This is a genomic window from Microcoleus sp. AS-A8 (assembly GCA_039962225.1).
In the GTDB taxonomy this organism is placed as follows: domain Bacteria; phylum Cyanobacteriota; class Cyanobacteriia; order Cyanobacteriales; family Coleofasciculaceae; genus Allocoleopsis.
In genome coordinates this window covers 128,577-148,482 of the sequence record JAMPKV010000002.1, presented here as the reverse complement: position 1 = coordinate 148,482, position 19,906 = coordinate 128,577, and the positions used below count along the sequence as shown (strand labels likewise).

The following is a 19,906-nucleotide window of genomic DNA, read 5'->3' as shown; positions in this document are numbered from 1 at the left end:
TATCTGTCCTTTGGTCACAAGTTTAGGCGCTTGAGCGATATAACGGCAAAGACCTGTACTTGTAACGTTATCTTAACTAAATTTAACGTAATTCTCACGATTCGAGCAAGCGACTCTGGAAGAATGATGAACGCGCCTGGATCTTCGGCGTTAAGCCAACAGATACAGACGCGCTTTTTATCCTCGACGAGCGTGAGTGGCAAATTAGGTTCGGTCAAAACCGACTAAGTGGGGCATGGCAGAAATCACCCACCCGTTAAAAGCTCCCTCTTTTCCCCTCATTGGTGCTAAAACTAAAACGAGTATAAGGCTTTTGCCAACCTACATGACTAGTGCGCCCAGGCGGAAATAAGTGACCCGTTAACAACAAAGCCAAAAGTAGAAACTATAAGCCTTTGTGCCTTCTGCCTTCTGCCTTCTTGTACTAGTAGGTTTCAACGTGCCAGCGACCGGCTTTCTTCATTTGCCGTTGATAGTCAGACCAGGTTACATCATTTTTCTGGGCAGCAACGGTAAGTGCGGCATCAATACCGTCTTCCATACCCTTAAGACCACAGATGTAGGTGTGAGTATTGGGTTTCTGCATCAAGCTCCAGAGATCGTCAGCATGTTCCCCAACCCGATGCTGGATGTACATTCTACCGCCTTCGGAATTTTTTTGTTCGCGGCTGATGGCATAGGTAAGGCGGAAATTATCTGGGAATTTCTCCTGCAACTCCTCCAACTGCTCCTTGTAGAGAATGTTTGGAGTCGTGGTTACACCAAAGATTAACCAAGCTAGACCCTTAAACTTATAATCTTCATGTTGCTCAAAGAACATCCGCCATAGGAAAGCCCGGAATGGTGCAATTCCAGTTCCTGTCGCCATCATAATTACGGTGGCTTCCGGATCGTCGGGTAACAACATCTCTTTACCCACCGGGCCGGTGATTTTTACGTCTGCGCCTTCCTCAATATTGCATAGGAACGTGGAGCAAACGCCGAAAACTGTTTCACCTGTTTCGGGATGCTTGTACTCTAGCTGTCTAACACAAAGAGAAACGGTCTTATCGTCTAAATTATCGCCATGACGAGTTGAGGCAATGGAGTACAGCCGTAGCTTATGAGGTTTGCCCTTGTCATCGGTTCCGTCGGGGATGATGCCGATACTCTGACCTTCGAGATAGCGTAAATCTCCGGCAGAAATGTCGAAGGTCAGGTGACGGCAAGTACCGATTCCCCCTTCCTTGACCAGTTCTTTATTGGAGATGCACTTACCAATAAAGGGCGCGTTGGGGCGGTAGATGTTGACAGGAATGTCAGCTTTCGATTTTGCTTGAGTCATAGGCTTGCCTTTCTCTTCTGACTGGACTTGCTGTGGTTCAGCTCCTGGTTCAGCTTTAGGTTGAGCTTTTGCGGCGGCCTTTCCGTTGGCTTGATTGTCAGCCGAGAGAGGCTGGATACTGACAATTTTTCCACCCAGGCGGGTAATCCGCTGCATCTCTTGATTCATCCGACTATAAGGCACTGTGATAAATACACTGCCGCTTTGTCGAATCGGGTAGTTCAAGCTGTCAGTTGCTGTGCTCTGACGTAGACCCACCACTTCGTAAACAAACATGCGATTACTCAATTCCGTAGTATTTGCGGAATTCGCAGCCGCGCTAGGACTGTACATAGCTTCAATAATCTCCAAACCAGACTTCACTCGTGTTGCTAATACGTGCCCTTGTCACCACAAGCCGACTCCAATGCCAGATTGGAGGATAGGCCCAATGAACCCAAGACAGCACTCTTAGCGTAACATTGTAAAACTATGCCCAGTCTAGTTTCACGGTTGTCATTGTCCGAACCAACCGTAACCCCTCTAGACTCAGGTTACTCAGCAGTTGGTGAGAATTCTGTCAATCTTGAGTCAATTTCATATTTTCTTTAGACAAAAGACCCCGGCTACCTTAGCATAAATACTGAGTGAGATCAGAAGACTTACATTAAGCCTTGTATCGTGAATCTCATTTTGGTAAAATCCACTGTTAGTAGCTAGTAGTAAATACTTACGCCGTGCAGGGCTGGAGTCTTCCCTGAGGGATAGTACTTTAGTACATCATGCCTTCATGATGGATGAAAACGGCACCCAATAAACAGACGGGTTGACCCGAGGCTGTGGATTTAGATTGCTGAAAACTTTTTTGAAAATTATGTATTGCGTTAGAGGGAAGATATGACCACTCAGCCGGATCGCGCGGTATTAATTGGTGTAGCTGGAGACTCTGGATGCGGTAAGTCAACATTTCTGCGCCGCTTGATAGATTTATTTGGCGAAGAGTTCATGACGGTTATCTGTCTAGACGATTATCACTGTCTAGACCGAAAACAGCGCAAAGAACAAGGGGTGACCGCCCTAAATCCTAAAGCGAACAACTTTGACCTGATGTATGAGCAAATCAAAGCGCTCAAGGAAGGTCAAGCCATTGACAAGCCAATCTACAACCATGAAACGGGCGAACTTGATCCACCAGAGCGGGTCGAGCCGAATAAAATCATCGTGATTGAGGGGCTTCATCCTCTGTATGACGAACGGGTGCGATCGCTAATTGATTTCGGCGTATACCTGGACATCAGTGATGAAGTCAAAGTCAACTGGAAAATCCAGCGAGACATGGCTGAGCGGGGACACCGCTACGAGGATGTTATTGCCGCGATTAATGCCAGACGCCCTGACTTTTCGGCTTACATTGAGCCTCAGAAAGAATTCGCTGACGTTGTGATTCAAATCTTGCCGACGCAGCTTCTGCCAGATGACAAGGAGAGCAAGATCCTGCGCGTCCGCCTGCTACAGAAGGATAACGTGGAAGGCTTCGATCCAGTCTATCTGTTTGATGAAGGGTCAACCATTGACTGGAGACCTTGCGGTCGCAAGCTGACCTGTGCTTATCCTGGCATCAAACTCTTCTACGGCCCCGATTCTTACTACGGTCATGATGTCTCCGTCTTAGAAGTGGATGGTCAGTTTGACAATCTAGAGGAGATGATCTACATCGAAAGTCACCTCAGCAATACCTCGACCAAGTTCTATGGTGAGATGACCGAGCTGATGCTCAAGCACCCGGATTATCCGGGTTCCAACAATGGCTCTGGACTGTTCCAAGTTTTGGTTGGGCTAAAAATGCGAGCCACTTATGAGCGCTTGACGGCTAGCAAATCCCCAGCGGTTGCCAAGGTCTAGTTCGTTCCGCGTTGACTTGTATAAAAATTCTTGAGTACGCGAGAGGCTGATGTTGCCTCTCGCGCTCTATTTTTGATAGACAGGAGTAAGACCAAATCCGATTAATTCAAAGCAGAGACAACAAGGGAGAAAAAAAGACGGAAAATTTAATAGCATCTCTAGGGCAGATTTGGTAATAAGAAATACAGTTGGATAGGACGAGGACTAGCGTTATGCGAGTGTGGATTACGAGCGTTCTGGTTGTGTTTGGGATGGTAGAACTTTACCAGTGGATGAAAAACTTTACGTTGCCGCTCCCTGTATTTATTTTGGCTGGAGCTGTGTTAGCGATCGCCTCCAATTATGGTAAATACGCAGGCTGGTCTTTTCAGTCGCCGTTTGCTCAATCGCAGATGCAGCCACTACAGACAGCATTGAGGGATAAGTTTACCAAGGTATCCAACGGGTCTAGTCTTAATCCGTCCTCCGCGAAGCCACTGCCTCAAGCCACTCGCGAAATTTCCTTCACCATCCGCCGTACTCCAGAAGCGGTCAAGAACGAGGAGACTTCCAAAATTTGACACTCCAGCGTGTCAATGGACGGGTGTATAAACCTTTCAAAGGTGTACGCCTAAAAAAGGGTGAGGAAAGTTTATCTATCAATGCTCCCAGAGTTCCTCTGCTTTGAGAACTGCTTTACTTCTGTGCTCCCCCACAGACCCGAACGTATATTTTACAAACCTAACTCAGCGACCCATATTCCGCTTCATCTGGTCTAACTCTTCTTGCAATTCCCAACGTCTAAACTGGTCATCTAAGGGATCTGGGCCATTGTAGCTCTGGCGGCTGCTACTCTGGTTCCAACCAAAAGTCTCTACTTTGCTCTGATCCTGATTACTAGCACGCGCCGCCTCTACCTCTTTGGCTTTGGTGCGGACTTCCTGCCGACGCGTTTGAATCTGACGAATCAGTTCCTGAGATTGTTGAATTCGCTGTTTGACGCCTTCCATCTGTCCCCAGCGCTGGTTCCCCTGACGTAGGAGAGTGGCTTCTCGCTCTTGAGCGGCTTGAGCCAAATCTTGTCTGCCGTGAGACTGGGCTTTTTCGACGCGCTCATGCCAGCGCTGGATGTCTTGCGCGATCGCTAAAATTTCGTCTTGCAAATTTTTTTGCTGCTGCTTTAAGTCCGCAATCAGCCTGAGTGAGTCCTCTTCCTGCTCCCGCAGCTGTTCTTCAAGTGCCTGTAACTCTAGATGAGGATTATTGCGGAGAAACTCCTCTAGGCGGTCTTCCAGAAACCGATTGAAATCATCAAATAAACCCACTGCTCCCCCTCAATCAGCTCAGGTACGTCCAACTATGTTATCAATCCTAAGACAAGGGAGGGTACAGGTTTAGCTTCCCTTGCTCGCTTTTAAGAGTTACTCAGCAAGAGCGGCGATCGCCCTAGGCTGACAGCGCTTCAGATAGATTTGAGCCACTTTATCCTCAGGGGCAAGTTCCAAACAAGCTTGAAACATTTGTGCCGCCTCCCACAACGCCTGTCTCGTGTAAAGAAATAAACCCTGTTCAAAGGTGGATTTTGTGAGTAGCTTACTCTCGCGGAGTTCAGGTGGATCAGCCTCAAAGATTTCAAAGACGGACACCATTTCTGATTTGCCTTTCACCTGAACCCGATCAATCACGCGGAAAGCATACATCACAGGGTGGTGCAAATTCCTAAACGTATGGTGAGAAATCAGCATCGACACCCCATACTCTTTCGTCAGCCCTTCCATACGAGAGGCTAAATTAACCGCATCACTAATCACCGTGCTATCCATCCGGTTAGGGCCGCCTACAGTTCCCAGCATCAAAGAACCCGTATTGATGCCAATACCAATTTGGATCGGTAGACGTTCTGGACGATTCCTCGTTGTATTATACTCAGCCAGCCGATGTAACATGTCAATTCCAGCTCTAACCGCGTCATCGGCACTGCCGCTAAACAGCGCCATAATCGCATCCCCAATATATTTATCAATAAAGCCATTATTTTCCAGAATGGCAGGCTCCATTTGACTCAAGTAAGCATTGATAAATCGAAAATTTTCTTCCGGAGTCATTTTTTCCGACAGAGTCGTAAAGTTACGAATATCGGCAAACAGAACTGACATGTTTAGCTGTACCTGGTCGCCTAATTGGACATCAATAATGCTGTCTTTGTTCAATAACTGGAGAAATTGACGCGGCACAAAGCGTTCATTCGCTTGGTTGAGTTGATAGAGCTGATTAATAAACTTAATCCGCTCTGCTTCTGATCGTTTGCGTTCGGTAATGTCTTCAACAAAGCCCTGATAGTAGAGCAGTAACCCATTGGCATTGTGTACAGCACGCGCATTCTGTCTCGCCCAGATTAGGCTGCCATCTTTGCGATAAGCTTGAAACTCGAACCCAGACACCGAACCGTTTTGTTGCATTAAGGTCATGAATTTGGTACAACGATGCGGCTCAACATAAAGTTGATGCTCAATCTCAGTGAGAGTTGATATCAACTCTTCCGGGGAGTCGTAGCCAAAAATCTGCGCGAGGGCAGGATTAGCGCTGAGGTAAAGTCCATCAGGTGTCATCTGAAAGATGCCTTCCAGTGCATTTTCAAAGATACTGCGATACTTCTCTTCTGCCTGTTTTAGGGCTTCCTCTGCTCGTTTGCGTTCTGTGATGTCCTGAAAGGCGACGATCGCATAAGCTACATGACCCGATTCATCATAAATCGGAGTTCCCCAAGCTTCGATGGGAATACTCTTATCTCCCCGGTGGATTTCGATATCATCAGCGGTAGTATGTTCGCCTCTCAACGCCCGCACAATGGGCAAATTTTCTACCGGGTAAACTTGCTCACTACCCGCAACAAAGTATTGATAAACCTCTGCCAATTGCTCAACGCTCGTATCCGCAACTACACCTTTGCCCAGTAATTCCTGTGCCTTCTGATTGGCAAAATAAGGGTTGCCTTTGGCATCAATTACTGCCACCCCGACCGAAACACCTTCTAGGAATTGAGCTAGCCTTCTCTCACTTTCTCTGGCAGCTTCCTCTGCCTGGTTTTGCAGCTCACAGGTCATGGTATCGTAGTGCTCGGTAGTCGTCTCCAATATCAGTTCCAGGTCAGCTTTTTCCCGCTGCAATTCCAGGCGCTGGTAACCTGCAACGGCAACGGTAGACCCAATCAAAGCCAGTAACGGAGAGATTACAGGTATCCACCAACCGCCTAAAAAGGTTACATAGGTAAGTGTCAACAGAATACCGACGGGCGATAGAATGCCAATGCCCAGGATGATCCAGCGATGATAGACATTATTTCTAAATGGGTTTCCCTCAAGTAACAGCCAACGGACTGTGGCACCGATGAACGACCAGCCTAAAATCCACAACCACTCGCTGGGTTCTGTCCAACTCTTAATCAACGGTCGCCCATCTAAAGCGGCACTCAAGATCTGGCTGGCTAAATTGGCATGAATCACGACACCAGGCATTCGTTTCGGGCTGCGTTTTGGGCTGGGTAAAAAGGTGAACAATCGGCTACTGTAGGGAGTCAAAAAAAAGTCGTTGGAACTTTGTCCTGCGGCCCCAATCAGCACAACTTGTCCGGCGAAAGCACCCGCCGAGGCATCGCGCACCCAGTCTCGTGGTATCCGGTTTTCTAGAATATCCGTCATCGAAATAGTACGGAAGTTTTCTTGGGTGCCGCGATAGTTCAACAAAATTTGGTAGCCACCGGAATTCGCACGGATATAGCCGGCCTCATTTCCCGTAAAAGGCTTAAATACAGCTTGCCCTAACCGATAATGCCGCTTGCTGGCATCAACGACTTGGAGCTGAACCCCTTTGCTTTCCAGATAGATTAAAGCCAGCTTGGTTCCTAAGCTTTCTTGAGTTTTACCCTGATCCTCAACCGTTAATAAGCTTCGACGCACCTTGCCATCGGCATCTAACACTAAATCTGCAATCCCAACTTGACCAAGCTGGCTTAAAGTGGGCGGAGGTGGAACCGTCTCCCCAACTACTTTCTCAACGCCAATCAGGTTGGGAGTGGACTTAAATACTTCAACTAATGCCTGATGACCGGGTGCCACGGGGAAATTTCGATACAGATCTAAACCAATGGCGATCGGCTTTTGTGCTTTGAGTTTCTCAATTAATCGAGCCAGAACCGCATCAGGCACTTGCCCGACGCCAACTTTATTGAGATCTGATTCATCGATGGTAACAATAGTAATGCGCGGGTCAATTGGCTCCTTGGGACGCAGACGCACCAATTGATCGTGAGTTACCCATTCTAAAAGTTGAAATAGTCCTGTCGAGTTCGCAGCAATGATGACTCCTGCTACAGTAGGGGCGGTAATCAATACCCCACGCCATTTCCAAATTCGCTGCCTGAGCTTCAGCCACATGTATCATTGGTAACCAGAATACACAAGAAAACCCCCGATGACTGATTGCTAAATGCTGATTGGCGTTCTTAATGACGATTAAGCTTTAGCCATTTGTGATCGAGTATCTGGCACCCAATACAGATAGATGCCTATTGTAATAGCGGCTTTGTTGCGATCGCCTCCAGACCCACTGATTTTAACAACTTTTCCCAGGTAGCGGCTAAGGTTGAATCCTTCGGTTGCGATCGCCTTTGTTGGGCGAGGCTGGTCAGCGTATCGTACCAAATTCCATTTTTGCCATACAAGGCAGCACGTTCCACTGCGGACAAACTCTTGAGCTGACTGCTCAAAGCTGGGTTCGGTGCAATTCGCTGGATTCGACCTTCTACAGTCGGATTATCCGGTCGGATTGTCTCTCCACACATCATCACAAAAGACCATTGATAAGTCTTACCGACCTCAATTTTTGGAGCATCCTCTGGAAGTTTGAAGCTAACAATACCCCCAGAGCGATTCATTGGAATTATTTTTTGATAGTAATAATCTTCGTTGTCATCCTTAAGAACAAAAAGCGCCTTTCCGGCGGAAGTTTGAGGCACATAAACAAAGAATGTGGGATGCTCTGATACGGTCAATTCTGAGTGAGTCGCCGGTCTCAATGGAGTAACGGATGGGCCTAACAATTGTGTATCTTGAGGACATATCCCACCATTACGGGATGCCCCTCCCGCTGAATCGTCGGGTTTGCCATCTCTGAGAGGCTCAAAGGTCACACTGACAATAGTTTTTCCAGGTATCACTGGAGCTGACTGCGCCCCTACTTGTATGGCTAAGCCAGCGATCAGCATCAGGTTCAAGGATAAACTCACTGAAAAAAAACTTATAGATCGACGTTCATTTTGGCAAGCCATGATTCTGCCCTCTCCCTAAAGATAGATATAGGCATCTTTAAGGGTATTGTATTTTTCAATTTTCGTCATCTGTACACCCTGATAAAGATAACTTTCTTTGAGTAAGATTTAGTTTAAAAAAATAAAAAAATTGTTGACTTTGAAAGCCAATTCTTTAACTTGATAGTAAATGGCTTAATTTGATATCTACTTGCTTAACTTGAGATCAAATTGCTTAATTTGAAAGCAAAATCATCACCAAGCAATTTAGTAACGGGAGAAAATCAAAGCCAATTACCGACCAGAACAAAAGGTGCCCAGTAATAAGGATGCTCGTATTTAGATTTTTTTAACAATATGAGCTGAGACTGACGAACCGCCTCAGCTTTGCTCACCTGAGTTTGAAATAGCTCTCGATAAAATTCAGCCATGAATTCGGCGGTGGATTCGTCGGACACTGACCATAGAGTGGCTAAGGTACTACGTGCCCCAGACCTCACGGCTAATCCGGCTAATCCCAACGTTGCCCGCTTGTCACCCGCTGCCGTTTGGCAGGCACTCAGAACCAGTAATTCAATGGGGTTCTGGTTTTGCCGTTCTCTAGATTGCAATAATTCATCGAAATCCTTGACCTTAATTCGACCATCCCAAGTGAGGAGAAAGGTATCCTCGGCCTTGGAACTAAACTGAGCATGAGTAGCGAGGTGGATCACGGGAAACGGCAGTTCACTAATCTTCTTTTCCAGACGTTTCTGAGTAAATTCCTGATTAAGCAGCACCTCAGAACGCACCTCAGAGGAAATTTGCTGGAGTTCAGACTTGACTCCTGGCAAGGCGGCAAAGCCTTGACGAGCCTCAGTCAGTCCCCCAGTTAAGGCAGTGAGGCGATTCCGAGCGAGCGATCGCGGTTCTAGCAACTGCAACCCTTGGCTAAGAGCAATGCTATAGTTCTCCACAAGATACTGTTTTCCATCGTGGAGGGCTGCCATAGGCAGATTCCGCAGAGAACCATCTAGGACAAAGACTAGGGTTTTAACGCCGCTTTCCGCTAACTGAGCCTCAGCCGGTCGAATTAGCCAGTCATAAACTTGTTGTGCAAAGCGCAAACGCTGTTTGTTAGAGAAGGAGCGGTTCAAAGATTGTAAGAATTGCTCCAGAATGCCTTCAACTTCACTTTGGCGTAACTGAGTTTGGTAGTAGCTCAAGGGTTGCCCTGGACGGGAGAGGATAACCGCGAAGTGGTCTGACAAAATAATCGGATAGATGACCGCCGCCGTGGGATCGACCCGGTCAATCTGCTCAGGTTTGCTATTATCCAAGCAGGCTTCCCGAAAGAAATTATCTAATTCAGCGAGCTGGAGCGATTCAATCACTTGGCGGGCTTGTTTGAGGTTTTCTTGCCTGGAGACTTGATCTTGCTCAGGCAGGGATTGCAGAAGCAATTCCACAAGTTCGCGATAGATAGGTTCAACACTCTCCCGGAAAGAAAACTGTACATCAGGATTAATTGCCACCAAATCGCTGCGAAGGGATTGTAGAGCTTTGACAGCTTCAGTGTACGCAGCAAGCGCTTGAACCGTATGCGGCTGGGTTAATCCTCCCTTAAGTTCTCCTTGATGTTTATGAATTCGACCGAGTTGCCACTGCCAACGATAGGTAATATCCGACGCATTAATTGCCTGAGCCAGATTGAGAGCATCTTGAGTCAGTTTTTGCGCTTCTGGAAAGTTCTGTGTGTATTCATACAGATGTGCCAACTCCCCAAGAGCGTAAGATTCGGCTCTTGAGTCTTTCAGCATCCTCGCCTGTTGGACAGCTTTGGCTAAAAGTTGAGCCATATCCGTTAACGCGGTTGAAGATGGCTGAGGGTTTGGAGAACGTTCAACCTTACCTGTGAGCGCCGACAATTTGATCAAGCTTTCAGCCAGATTCACTTGAGCGTAGACAGCCGAACGACTAGGGGGTAGTTGAGTGAGGTTCGTCTGAATGGTGGGTAACAGAGCTTGCGCCGCTTGCCACTGTTCGGTTTGAACCAGCAGGCTCAGTTGGTTGAGTTGCGCTTCCAGTTGGCTGAGTGGGTTTGTTGCTTTTTTAGCCGCTTTTTGATATAGTTTCTTGGCTTTTGGATAATCTTGTAAAGCTCGATGCGTATTCCCTAAACTAAAGAGCGTGGCGCTGGTATCCCCGGCAGAATGCAGGCGCTCTTGAATTGCTAAACTTTGTTCTAAGACTTCTTGAGATTTTTGTAAGTCTCCCACCACTTGCAGGGCAACACCTAAACTTCGCAGTCCTGCGGCTTTCAGCAGGGAATCGGGTTGAGTTTGCAGCTTTTGATTCACCTGCTCTAAGTTAGTCTTTGCCCGTCTGTACAGTCCTAACGTTTGTAGAGCTTGGGCTTGGTTAATTTGAGTGCCAATCACACCAACTTCATCCCCAGCCGATTGGTAGGCGTGTTCGGCTTGTTTCCAGGTATCGAGAGCGGCTTCGGCTTTTCCTAAGGCGAGTTGGAGACTGCCTTGGGTATTGAGGACTTGGGCAAGAGTGAACGACTCTTTAGGGGGCATGAGTTCTAGGCTTTGGGAAATCGCTTTCTGGGCATTTTGCCATTGTCCTAAGTCTTGATAAGCTAGCGAGAGATAGTTCAGACTGAGGGCTTGATTGAGGCGATCGCCTTTTGCTTCGTAATCCTGAGCTGCCTGTTGCCAAACCGCAACAGCATCAGCAATCTGTCCTGCCTCATAGAGGGTTCTGCCTTGTTCGAGTTGGGTTGAAGCATGAGTTGTGTGCTGTTCTATTGAGGCAATGGGAGAATGCTGCGCGGCGACAGGTAAGACGACTGTAATTAGGGATAGGGTCAGCAGTCCCAGGATAAAGTGTGAAATACGCCGTCTCACAATAGACCAACTCTTGTGTATCGGGGAAAATTGGCGAAGTCTTGTCATGCCTTCAACCTTCAACGTTCAACCTTCCAACCTTTAACCCTATTTTGAGCAAGTAGCCGGATGATTGTTAACTCATCAGCCAAATCCGCATTACATTACGGCGTTATTCTTGCCCCTTTGCTATGATTGTCCTGAAATTTCCCTAGTTTTGTGAGAGTAGAATGTTTTTTATCACACAGTTTTTTATGAATGTATCCATTGAATGAGTAGGCAGAATCAGCCAGAGTTCCCCTCTAAGGTTTACGCTGAGGCTGTTGTCCGTTCAGCGAGTGGGGCATCGTTGTTGCGCTCTTCAAGTCTCGTCACTAGCGAGAACGTGGTTCAATTTCAGGCAGAACCGAACCTAGTCACATTAGCAGTTAAACGCTTACAGGCAGCAGGATTTGAAATTTTAGATGTAGGAAAAGCGTTGATCAGCATTGCTGCCGAGCGAGAGGTTTATGAGCGATCGTTTCAGACAAGATTGGAGGCAATTGAGCGCCCTGTAATCAAAGAAATGGGTGAGCCAAGTACGGCAACATTTATCAATTCAGTTGATGACAAACCCTTTGGAGAGATTGATACCTCTGACACGATTTGGAATGAGGTATTAGATGGTATTGCGATTAACGAACCGATTTACTACTCTCAACGCCCTAGTCCTGCAATAGCTCCACCAGCAACAACGACGAAATATCTGAATGTGCCAGATGATGTTGCTCAAGGGTTAAATGCAACCCCGGTTCACCAACAAGGCATCACAGGTAAGGGTGTTAGGGTCGTCATGATTGACTCTGGGTGGTATCCCCATCCATTTTTTAGACACCATAACTACAAAGTAAATGTTGTTCTCAGCCCTGGTGCAATTGATCCGGAACGAGATAATAGTGGTCATGGAACAGGAGAATCTGCAAATGTTTTTGCGATTGCTCCTGAGGCTGAGCTAACCATGATTAAGTTTGACGTGGCACTAGAAGGTAAACTCACGAACGTTACCTCGGTTGCTGCCTTCAAACGAGCGATTGAGCAACGACCTGATATTATTTCTTGCAGTTGGGGATCGGATCAGAGAAGCTCTCGACTTTCTCCTCAAGACAAAGTCTTAGCGGCTGTGATTGCTCGTGCAGTTCGTGAGGGGATTGTCGTTATTTTTGCGGCTGGCAATGGAAGCTGGGGTTTTCCAGCCCAACATCCAGATGCGATCGCAGTCGGGGGTGTTTACAAGCATTTGGATGGGTCGTTAAAAGGTCGTTTGGAAGCCAGCAATTACGCTAGCAGTTTTATCAGTCCTGTGTATCCGCGACGCCAAGTTCCAGATTTGTGTGGTTTGGTTGGGCAGCTTCCTGATGGGGCTTATATCATGTTGCCGATTCCTCCCGATGGTTTGCGCGATCGGGTGCTATCTGTTGTGGGTGATGGCACACTGCCCTCAGATGGATGGGCTGCATTTAGTGGTACTTCAGCCGCCGCACCTCAGATAGCTGGAATCTGTGCTTTGATGAAACAGGTCGATCCGAGCTTGTCTCCTGCGAGGGTAAAGCAAATTTTGCAGCAAACGGCTCGTGATGTGGTTGAAGGGTTTAGCAATCCAGGTACAGGGGGGCATCGAGCACGGGAAGGACTCGACCTAGCAACGGGTTATGGGTTAGCGGATGCGTATGAAGCGGTAGAGGCTGTTAAGGCATTCACTAACGAAAATTGTTGCGTTGATTGTGCATCTTCAGAGCGAACAGCTCAAAATCTTTCAAACATTTATCTAACATCAAAAGTGAGAAAACCGATGTCTTCTGAATTCCCTAGACTTCAAAAGAAACTCGATGAACTGCTTTGGCAATTTGAAAAGCAATTACAAGCAACAATTGATGAATGTGGATTAGAGGATGTTGAACTAAGAATCAGTGAGGCTAACTTCATCCCTCGTTCACCAGTCACCAAGTCTGCCTATTATTTACGGGAAATTTTAGATGATTGTTTAGATAACTCAGGAAAAATTATTCAAGCTGACCAAATTGACGAGGAACATATAGCTGCGGCTGAAGGACTTCTCAAGCTGGGTAAGTATCAAGGATCAGCCATCGAGGTCTTGACTCAAGTTTTACGACGAAGACTTGATGAAACGACCAGGGACAATCTAGTATCAAGAACATTATCACTCAAAAAAGAAGCTGAAGCAACACAAAAACAGCTTAAGAATCTTAGAAAACTAGCTTCTGATGCTTTATCGAAGTGCAGCTCTGAAATTGTTATGTTTGATAATAATAGTAAAAGTGATTTCAATTATAGGGATTTTAGCGATGAATATTGTCATCCGCAAAGAAAAGTTTTTTGTAAATGGGATACAAAAAACAAAAAAGAAATTTGCGGACATACCCCTTGTCAACCTAATTGAGCATCAGGGCAATTCATCAGAACAATCCCTAGTACCAGAGATGGTAATGTATTTTGGTATTATCGTATGGCAAAGTATAGCAGTTTCTAATTGTTCTGTCGTTAGCCCTTCTGCCCCATCTAAGTTTGCATTCGTCAAATCAGCTCCTCTAAAGTTGGCATTTACTAAAACTGCATTCTGAAGTTTTGCTTTTTGTAATTTAGCATTTTGAAAGTTCGCTCCAAGTAAAATAGTACATTCTGTATCTGAACATTGGAAGTCTGATTCAGCTAACAATGCGTCACTAAAATTAGTATATGCGATAGTAGCTCCACGAAAGTTAGAGTTTAGTATTGTAGCTTTATGAAAATCAATATTGGATAAATTAGCATTTTTAAAATCTGAAGTTGTTATGACGACTTCGGGTAGTTTAATTCCCCGCATGTTTTCTTTGCACAGTTTTAAATCTCTAAGTCGATTTGCATTTTTTGTCCACCACATATATTCCAGCAGACCTTTAATCTCAGAATCTTGTTTGCAATCATCACGATATAGTATTAAGTTAGCTCGGCTAATGATTTGCAAATGAACAGTAATTAGTGTGCCTATTAAGGGAAAGACAAGAAATCCACTAGCTAATTTTAAAATATTACTTCTCTGTTGTTGTACACCTGCTTTAACAAACTCTGCCGCCAAACTCGATAAAGCCGTCTCCTTCTTAGCGGCTTGCATAAACTCCCTAGCATCACGGAGCGATCGCCCCTGAAGTAGGTAATCCTTAGACTTTTTCTGGTACTTCCATTCTTCTGCCGCATCTTCAATCTTGCGTTTTTTCCGCAGAGCTTCCCGACATTCCTTGAGCCAATCTTTTAATTGTTTCCAATTGCGAATTAGGGCTTCGTGGGCGACTTCGATCATTTCGATCATTTCGCCATATTGTTTATCGGAGAAGAGAACTAAGAAACGCACTCTAGGTTCTGCGAACCGATTAATGATTGACCAAACACGGGCTTCGTCGCCGTCGCTGGCAATTAGTTCTGACACCGCAGCACGGCGACGGGTATCTCCGCTATCTTCATTCAATTGCACCAATGCTAGGAAAATAGAACGAGCGATCGCTTGGTCTTCAGCACTCAAGGATTGATACAGACGTTGAGCTTCACCCGCCAGTGCGCCTCCTACTCCACCAATGTTGTGCAAGGTTTCTGCCGGATCGACCCCATTTTGCAAGCCTTCCCAAATCCGAGTCAGGGCAAACTGTAGTAGAGGGAGTGTGCCTTCCCGCCCCTGTGTTTGCTCGACTAAGAGCGTAACGATCGCTTTATCCAGCTTATGTCCGGCCTGTTCTGCGGGTTTAGCAATGGCAATCTCTAGCTCCTCTGGTTGCATAATCGGCACCAGAAACCCCTGAGTTGAAAAGAGTTTGTTTAAGCGTGGGTGTTGTTGAGTGTCCCCTAAAAAGTCACTTCGTAGCGTGAGAATAACAGATACCCGTTGCGATCGCTCTGCTGCGGCACAAAGCAAATTCTCAATAAAGGCATCCCGCTCAGCAATAAACGCCTCTCGCTCAGTCTTCTCCAACGAGAAAGTATAGGTATAAACCTCTTCAAACTGATCCACCAAAATAATCAAGGGAGAGAAGGTGATATCAGGGAATGTATCCGCAATGCGCCTTAAGCCTTCATAGTTACCTTTATCACTCTTGGTTTTGAGAGATTCCTCAAATTCCTGGGATTTTTTTACTGGAGTTGGGTCGTTGGTGGCAATCCGCGCCAATACTGTTGCTAAGGCTTCTAGAGGGTGTGTTCCAGGTACAAGTACCGCCAATCGAGCGCGATCTCGACCTGGCAAGCTTTTTTTACCCAAGGCTGGAATCAGTCCTGCTCGTGCCAGGGATGATTTTCCTGAACCCGATGGCCCATAAATCGGCAGCACCCGCACTGTCGATTGGTCTTCATGGAGATGGCAGAACTTCTGCCACAGTTGCTCGATTTGCGTTTCGCGCCCAAAAAAGCGATCGCCATCGATTTCTCGAAATGCCAGCAACCCTCGATAGGGATTATCCCCTAAGTTCGTAGTATCTAGTTGAGGCGATTTTGCTTCAGTTTGGGCATGGGACAGATAAACCGTGAGTTTACCAATGGCTAAACCACCCATCATCTGGGCGATCACCTGTCCCTGAGTTTCGTCTATATCTTGCTTAATCTGGTTAGTGGGTACAAGAGGGAAAGGTGATTCTGAATCAGGAGGAGTTGTCATGATGCGATCGCTTTTAATCTCTCCAGGCGACTACAGGTTTACATCACCTTGATCAGTAGTAATACTAATACCAGTCGCCTTACCTCTCATTTGCCCCATTACCTGTCCTTTCGTATTGTTGATAGTTTGATTAATTGATGTTCCCGAAGTTGCTTCAGGTTTCTCTTGCATGATTTGAGCGATCGCATCTACTAAATCTGGGTTTTCTTGGAGTAATGTTTCCAGTTCTTCCTGAAAAACAGCTTGACGAGCTTTGCTATCTGGCTTTGCTGCCACCTGTTCAGCCGCAACTTTGGCATCTTCCTTGGCTTCAACTTTTGGATGTAACTTATCCCAAACTTTCTTCGCCTTGTTCCAAGAATCTTCACCAACTTTACTCGCAACACTTTCGGCGGATTTCTCACCGAACTTGATCAGAAAGGGTAGAAAAGGAGTCAAAAAAGCCGTTAGCGCGATAACATCCATATCCTCTATTCTTTCCCTCTAATTCTTCTGCTTTGGTTATCTGAGATCTTGCACCATTCTCTTCGGACGCTCATCATCCGCCCGGAGTTTAAACTCCGGTCTAATAGTTCAAGTCCACTTAAGTGGACTAAAACTCTTATCCAGCCATCTTTAGACGACTTTAACTGTGAGTTAGAGGTTTATACCAATTCCCTAAAAGCCTGCTAAAGATGCTTTTCTTGTTCCCCCCGAACTCCGGGGGTTAGCCGGAGCTTTAGTGAGGAGGTCAATGTGTAGCCCAGTAAAAGTGAACTGGTATTAAACCGCAAGCGGGTAATGCAATTGATGCTAGATGCAAATTATCTTAGAATTTTCTACAACTGCCGTTTGTCGTATTCCTGAAAAATCCTATTTAACAACCAAATTACCGTTGAGAGTTGAACGTCTGGCAATCTGGGGGTCTAGACCAAGGATTTTGAGGAGTAACATCAGGCGCGTGAGCCACCAACTCTACCTGACCGTCGGCATTCCTCACCCATCCCGTCGCCTCAACGAGTGGCGATTGAGGATGAGTCATCGGCAACTCTCGCCGTCTCCCCTGGAAATTCTCTCCCCCTGCCACCCTCTGAGGGCGTAAATCCCGCCAAACGGTCTGACCTCTAAGCGTCTGAGTCGGGTCTTCGGGTAAGCCGCCTCGTCCGGTAACCACAAAACTACTACCTGTGTCAGCCGCGCATCCTGTGGCAACTAATCCTGTAACATCAACGACCTCAACCGGCAACTCCACTAATCCCTGAGAGGGGTCAGCACCCAGTTGGTTAATTTCCACCACTCCATTAACTCCCAGGGTTGAACTCGCTGTAATCGAACTATCCGGGGACACAAAAATCCCTTGGGTCGTGATGCGAATATTCCCGCCAGCGCCTTGGAAGGCATTGGCATTAATACTGCTTTTCTCAAACACCGCTAAAACGCCTGTCTCGATGGTAATATTGCCCCCATTGCCACCTCCTGTATCCTCTGTACCAGCCTGAGTAGAGATTTGACTGCCGTTACGCAGCACTAAGTCTTGTTTCACTTGCAGGTCAATATCCCCACCTTGACCCAAGATACTGGTTGCACTCATCCGTCCTTGATTGTCGAGCAAGATAGAGTCAGCCCTGACTTTCAGGTCACCCGGTAACCCCGTATCTGTACTTCTGACACCGATTTCTGCTCCATTCCGAACCGTTAACCGCCCGGTTTGAATCGTCAAGTCACCCGCCTTGCCTGCACCACGGGTATTTGTTTCGATGGCACTAGGCACAATGCCATCACCGATGATGCCGAAGGAGACAGCTTCTAAAGAGGGATCGACACCCGTTGCAAAGCCACTTACATCAACAGACTCAGACGCATTCACATTTAAGGTTCCTGCGGTTCCACCACTACCTGTTGCCGCCGAAATTTGAGCACCGTTTTGCACGCTCAAGCGCCGCGTGGTAACAGTTAAGTCACCCGCTGAGGCATTCCCACGCTGTCCTGGCACTGTCACCAGGGATGCAGATGCGAGTAACCCCCCCACAAACCGACCATCAGCTGATATACCGTTGAGTTCAACTGTATCAGCCGTTACGCTCAAATCACCCCCCCGCCCCGCCCCCGCTGTCGAGGTGGAAATTTGGGTGCCGTCGGCAACCACAAGCTGACTGGTGGTAACACGGATGTCACCCGCATCCCCAGTCCCCAGCGCTGTCGTAAATAAGCCCCCAGGAACGGCGACTCCGGCGGGAGTTCCTCTCAGTTCTACTGCATCAGCCGTTACAGTAATACTGCCCCCTGTGCCTGTACTGGTAGGCCCCGGAGTGGTACTGAGGGAGGAGGCCTCTAAAAGTCGCAACTGCTTGGCGGTAAGGGCTATATTGCCCGCATTTCCCGTGCCCGCGGTTCCTGTAAACACGAGGGAACCATGGCTGAATTCGGCTAACTCAGAAACCTGAAAAGTTATATTTCCTCCATTTCCGTTGAGCAAGGCTGGAGTCATGATGTTTGCCCCGTTCTGCACCCTCAACTGACTCGTCTCAACGCTGATATCCCCAGCTTTGCCGCTACCCACACTCAAGCTATACAAGCCATCACTGAGGCTGAGGGGGTTAAATGTTCCTGTGAGTAACTGCTGCGATGTGAGAAAAGGAGTCGTTCCGGTTAGTTCTACGACATCAGCGCGGACAGTCAGATTGCCTGCCGCACCCGAACCAAAGGTGGATGTAGAGACAAAGGCTCCCTCTTGCATTCGGAACTGATTGGCCTGAATGTCGATACCCCCGCCGTTAAAATTACCAAAGGTATCCGCGACCAACTTGGAACCTTGAGTCAGGGTAACTTGCCCTCCCCGCAATTGAATCGTACCCCCACCCAAGCCACTAGCATTGACTGCCGCACCCGATAACTCGATGTTCCCAAACGTCTGAATACCTTCATATCCCAAAACCAAATCGGTTGCGGTAGGAGTCAGGCTAACCAAACCAGGACTGGTGACGCTACCCAGTTCAATCCGTCCTTGGAATGCCGTCAGGTTTCCTCCGTTTAAGCTCAAATCACCGCCCACAAGCCCCAGCGTTTGACCGGGCAACACCTGAAGACCGGCATTACTGCTACCTTGAGATTGGTTGACAATCTTCCCCAGATTTGACCCGAATTGCAAGCCAATCGGGACATTAATCGTTAACAAAGGTGGGGCTTGGGGATTGGCGGCACTGAACTCACTGCCATCAGAAAATTTGACGCTATTAGCTGTACTAGCGATAAAAGAGCCACCCAGATTGAGCTGGGCATTAGCTCCAAAAATAATGCCGTTGGGATTGAAAATAAACAGGTTCGCTGTGCCTTGAGAACGCAGCGTGCCATCAATATTGGAGATATTTCCCCCGGTAACCCGACTGAAGATATTTTGAATATCTGAAGCGTTGTTAAAAAAAGCCTCTGAACCTGTGGGAATAGAAAAGTCCTGAAAGCTGTGGAATAAATTCCCACCGACTTTAGTCCCTCCCTCAATTAGGCTGGTGTTGCCGTTAGGGATGACCACTGTATTGTTCGGCAGGGTGATATCGGGTATAACTTGACACTGGGCTAGGCTACTCGTACTGAGCAAACACAAGCAAATACTGCTAGTGAGCCACAAGTCACGATGACGTGATTGCCTTAAAAAACAGCCCATAATTTTTTAGTTTTTTGGTTATTACCTTTGCCAAGGTAGATGTCACGCTGCTGGTCTTGAAAAGGCTGAACAACGAAGACCTAGGCTAGTCGCTATTAGCCCATAGTTCTATTGTTTACTCAGAGCGTCCCACTAGGAAAGACGCTATCATCCACCTGAGAAAAAGATATAAACCCTTACTTCCACCGAATTCCACGATGGGAATCACAACCCTTGTGGATTCTGATTT

The 19,906-nt window shown here is 47.0% G+C and carries 11 protein-coding genes; 3 read left to right on the top strand and 8 right to left on the bottom strand.

What is annotated here, in order from left to right; genetic code table 11:
- Positions 1-424: 424 nt before the first annotated feature.
- On the bottom strand, positions 425-1,657 hold the full coding sequence (locus tag NDI48_03790; protein ID MEP0830325.1) for a ferredoxin-NADP reductase: 1,233 nt from the start codon (positions 1,655-1,657) through the stop codon (positions 425-427).
- Between the two features lie 543 nt (positions 1,658-2,200).
- Between NDI48_03790 and NDI48_03785 the strand changes: the two genes are divergently transcribed.
- Both NDI48_03785 and NDI48_03780 read left to right on the top strand, forming a co-directional pair.
- Positions 2,201-3,205 carry a phosphoribulokinase gene (locus NDI48_03785; GenBank protein ID MEP0830324.1) on the top strand — a complete coding sequence of 335 codons (1,005 nt, stop codon included), beginning with the start codon at positions 2,201-2,203 and terminating at the stop codon, positions 3,203-3,205.
- Positions 3,206-3,417: 212 nt separating this feature from the next.
- A complete protein-coding gene (locus NDI48_03780; protein ID MEP0830323.1) occupies positions 3,418-3,765 on the top strand; it encodes a hypothetical protein in 348 nt (115 codons plus the stop codon).
- A gap of 165 nt (positions 3,766-3,930) precedes the next feature.
- Here the strand turns inward: NDI48_03780 and NDI48_03775 are convergent, their stop codons facing one another.
- From NDI48_03775 to NDI48_03760, 4 genes are all read right to left on the bottom strand, one after another.
- Positions 3,931-4,509 carry a TIGR04376 family protein gene (locus NDI48_03775; protein ID MEP0830322.1) on the bottom strand — a complete coding sequence of 193 codons (579 nt, stop codon included), beginning with the start codon at positions 4,507-4,509 and terminating at the stop codon, positions 3,931-3,933.
- A gap of 96 nt (positions 4,510-4,605) precedes the next feature.
- Complete coding sequence (locus tag NDI48_03770; GenBank protein ID MEP0830321.1) at positions 4,606-7,617, bottom strand: CHASE2 domain-containing protein; 3,012 nt, start codon at positions 7,615-7,617, stop codon at positions 4,606-4,608.
- 131 nt (positions 7,618-7,748) lie between these two features.
- Positions 7,749-8,510, bottom strand: coding sequence for a DUF928 domain-containing protein (locus NDI48_03765; GenBank protein ID MEP0830320.1), 762 nt, complete (start codon positions 8,508-8,510; stop codon positions 7,749-7,751).
- Between the two features lie 263 nt (positions 8,511-8,773).
- Entirely contained in the window at positions 8,774-11,431 is a 2,658-nt protein-coding gene (locus NDI48_03760; protein ID MEP0830319.1) for a CHAT domain-containing protein, read from the bottom strand.
- A 202-nt stretch (positions 11,432-11,633) separates the two neighbouring features.
- Between NDI48_03760 and NDI48_03755 the strand changes: the two genes are divergently transcribed.
- On the top strand, positions 11,634-13,799 hold the full coding sequence (locus NDI48_03755) for a S8 family serine peptidase (GenBank protein ID MEP0830318.1): 2,166 nt from the start codon (positions 11,634-11,636) through the stop codon (positions 13,797-13,799).
- 3 nt (positions 13,800-13,802) lie between these two features.
- Here the strand turns inward: NDI48_03755 and NDI48_03750 are convergent, their stop codons facing one another.
- From NDI48_03750 to NDI48_03740, 3 genes are all read right to left on the bottom strand, one after another.
- Positions 13,803-16,037, bottom strand: a complete 2,235-nt coding sequence (locus NDI48_03750) for a pentapeptide repeat-containing protein (protein MEP0830317.1) — start codon at positions 16,035-16,037, stop codon at positions 13,803-13,805.
- Between the two features lie 30 nt (positions 16,038-16,067).
- Entirely contained in the window at positions 16,068-16,502 is a 435-nt protein-coding gene (locus NDI48_03745) for a hypothetical protein (GenBank protein ID MEP0830316.1), read from the bottom strand.
- A gap of 403 nt (positions 16,503-16,905) precedes the next feature.
- Positions 16,906-19,677, bottom strand: coding sequence for an S-layer family protein (locus tag NDI48_03740; protein MEP0830315.1), 2,772 nt, complete (start codon positions 19,675-19,677; stop codon positions 16,906-16,908).
- Between the last annotated feature and the right edge of the window lie 229 nt (positions 19,678-19,906).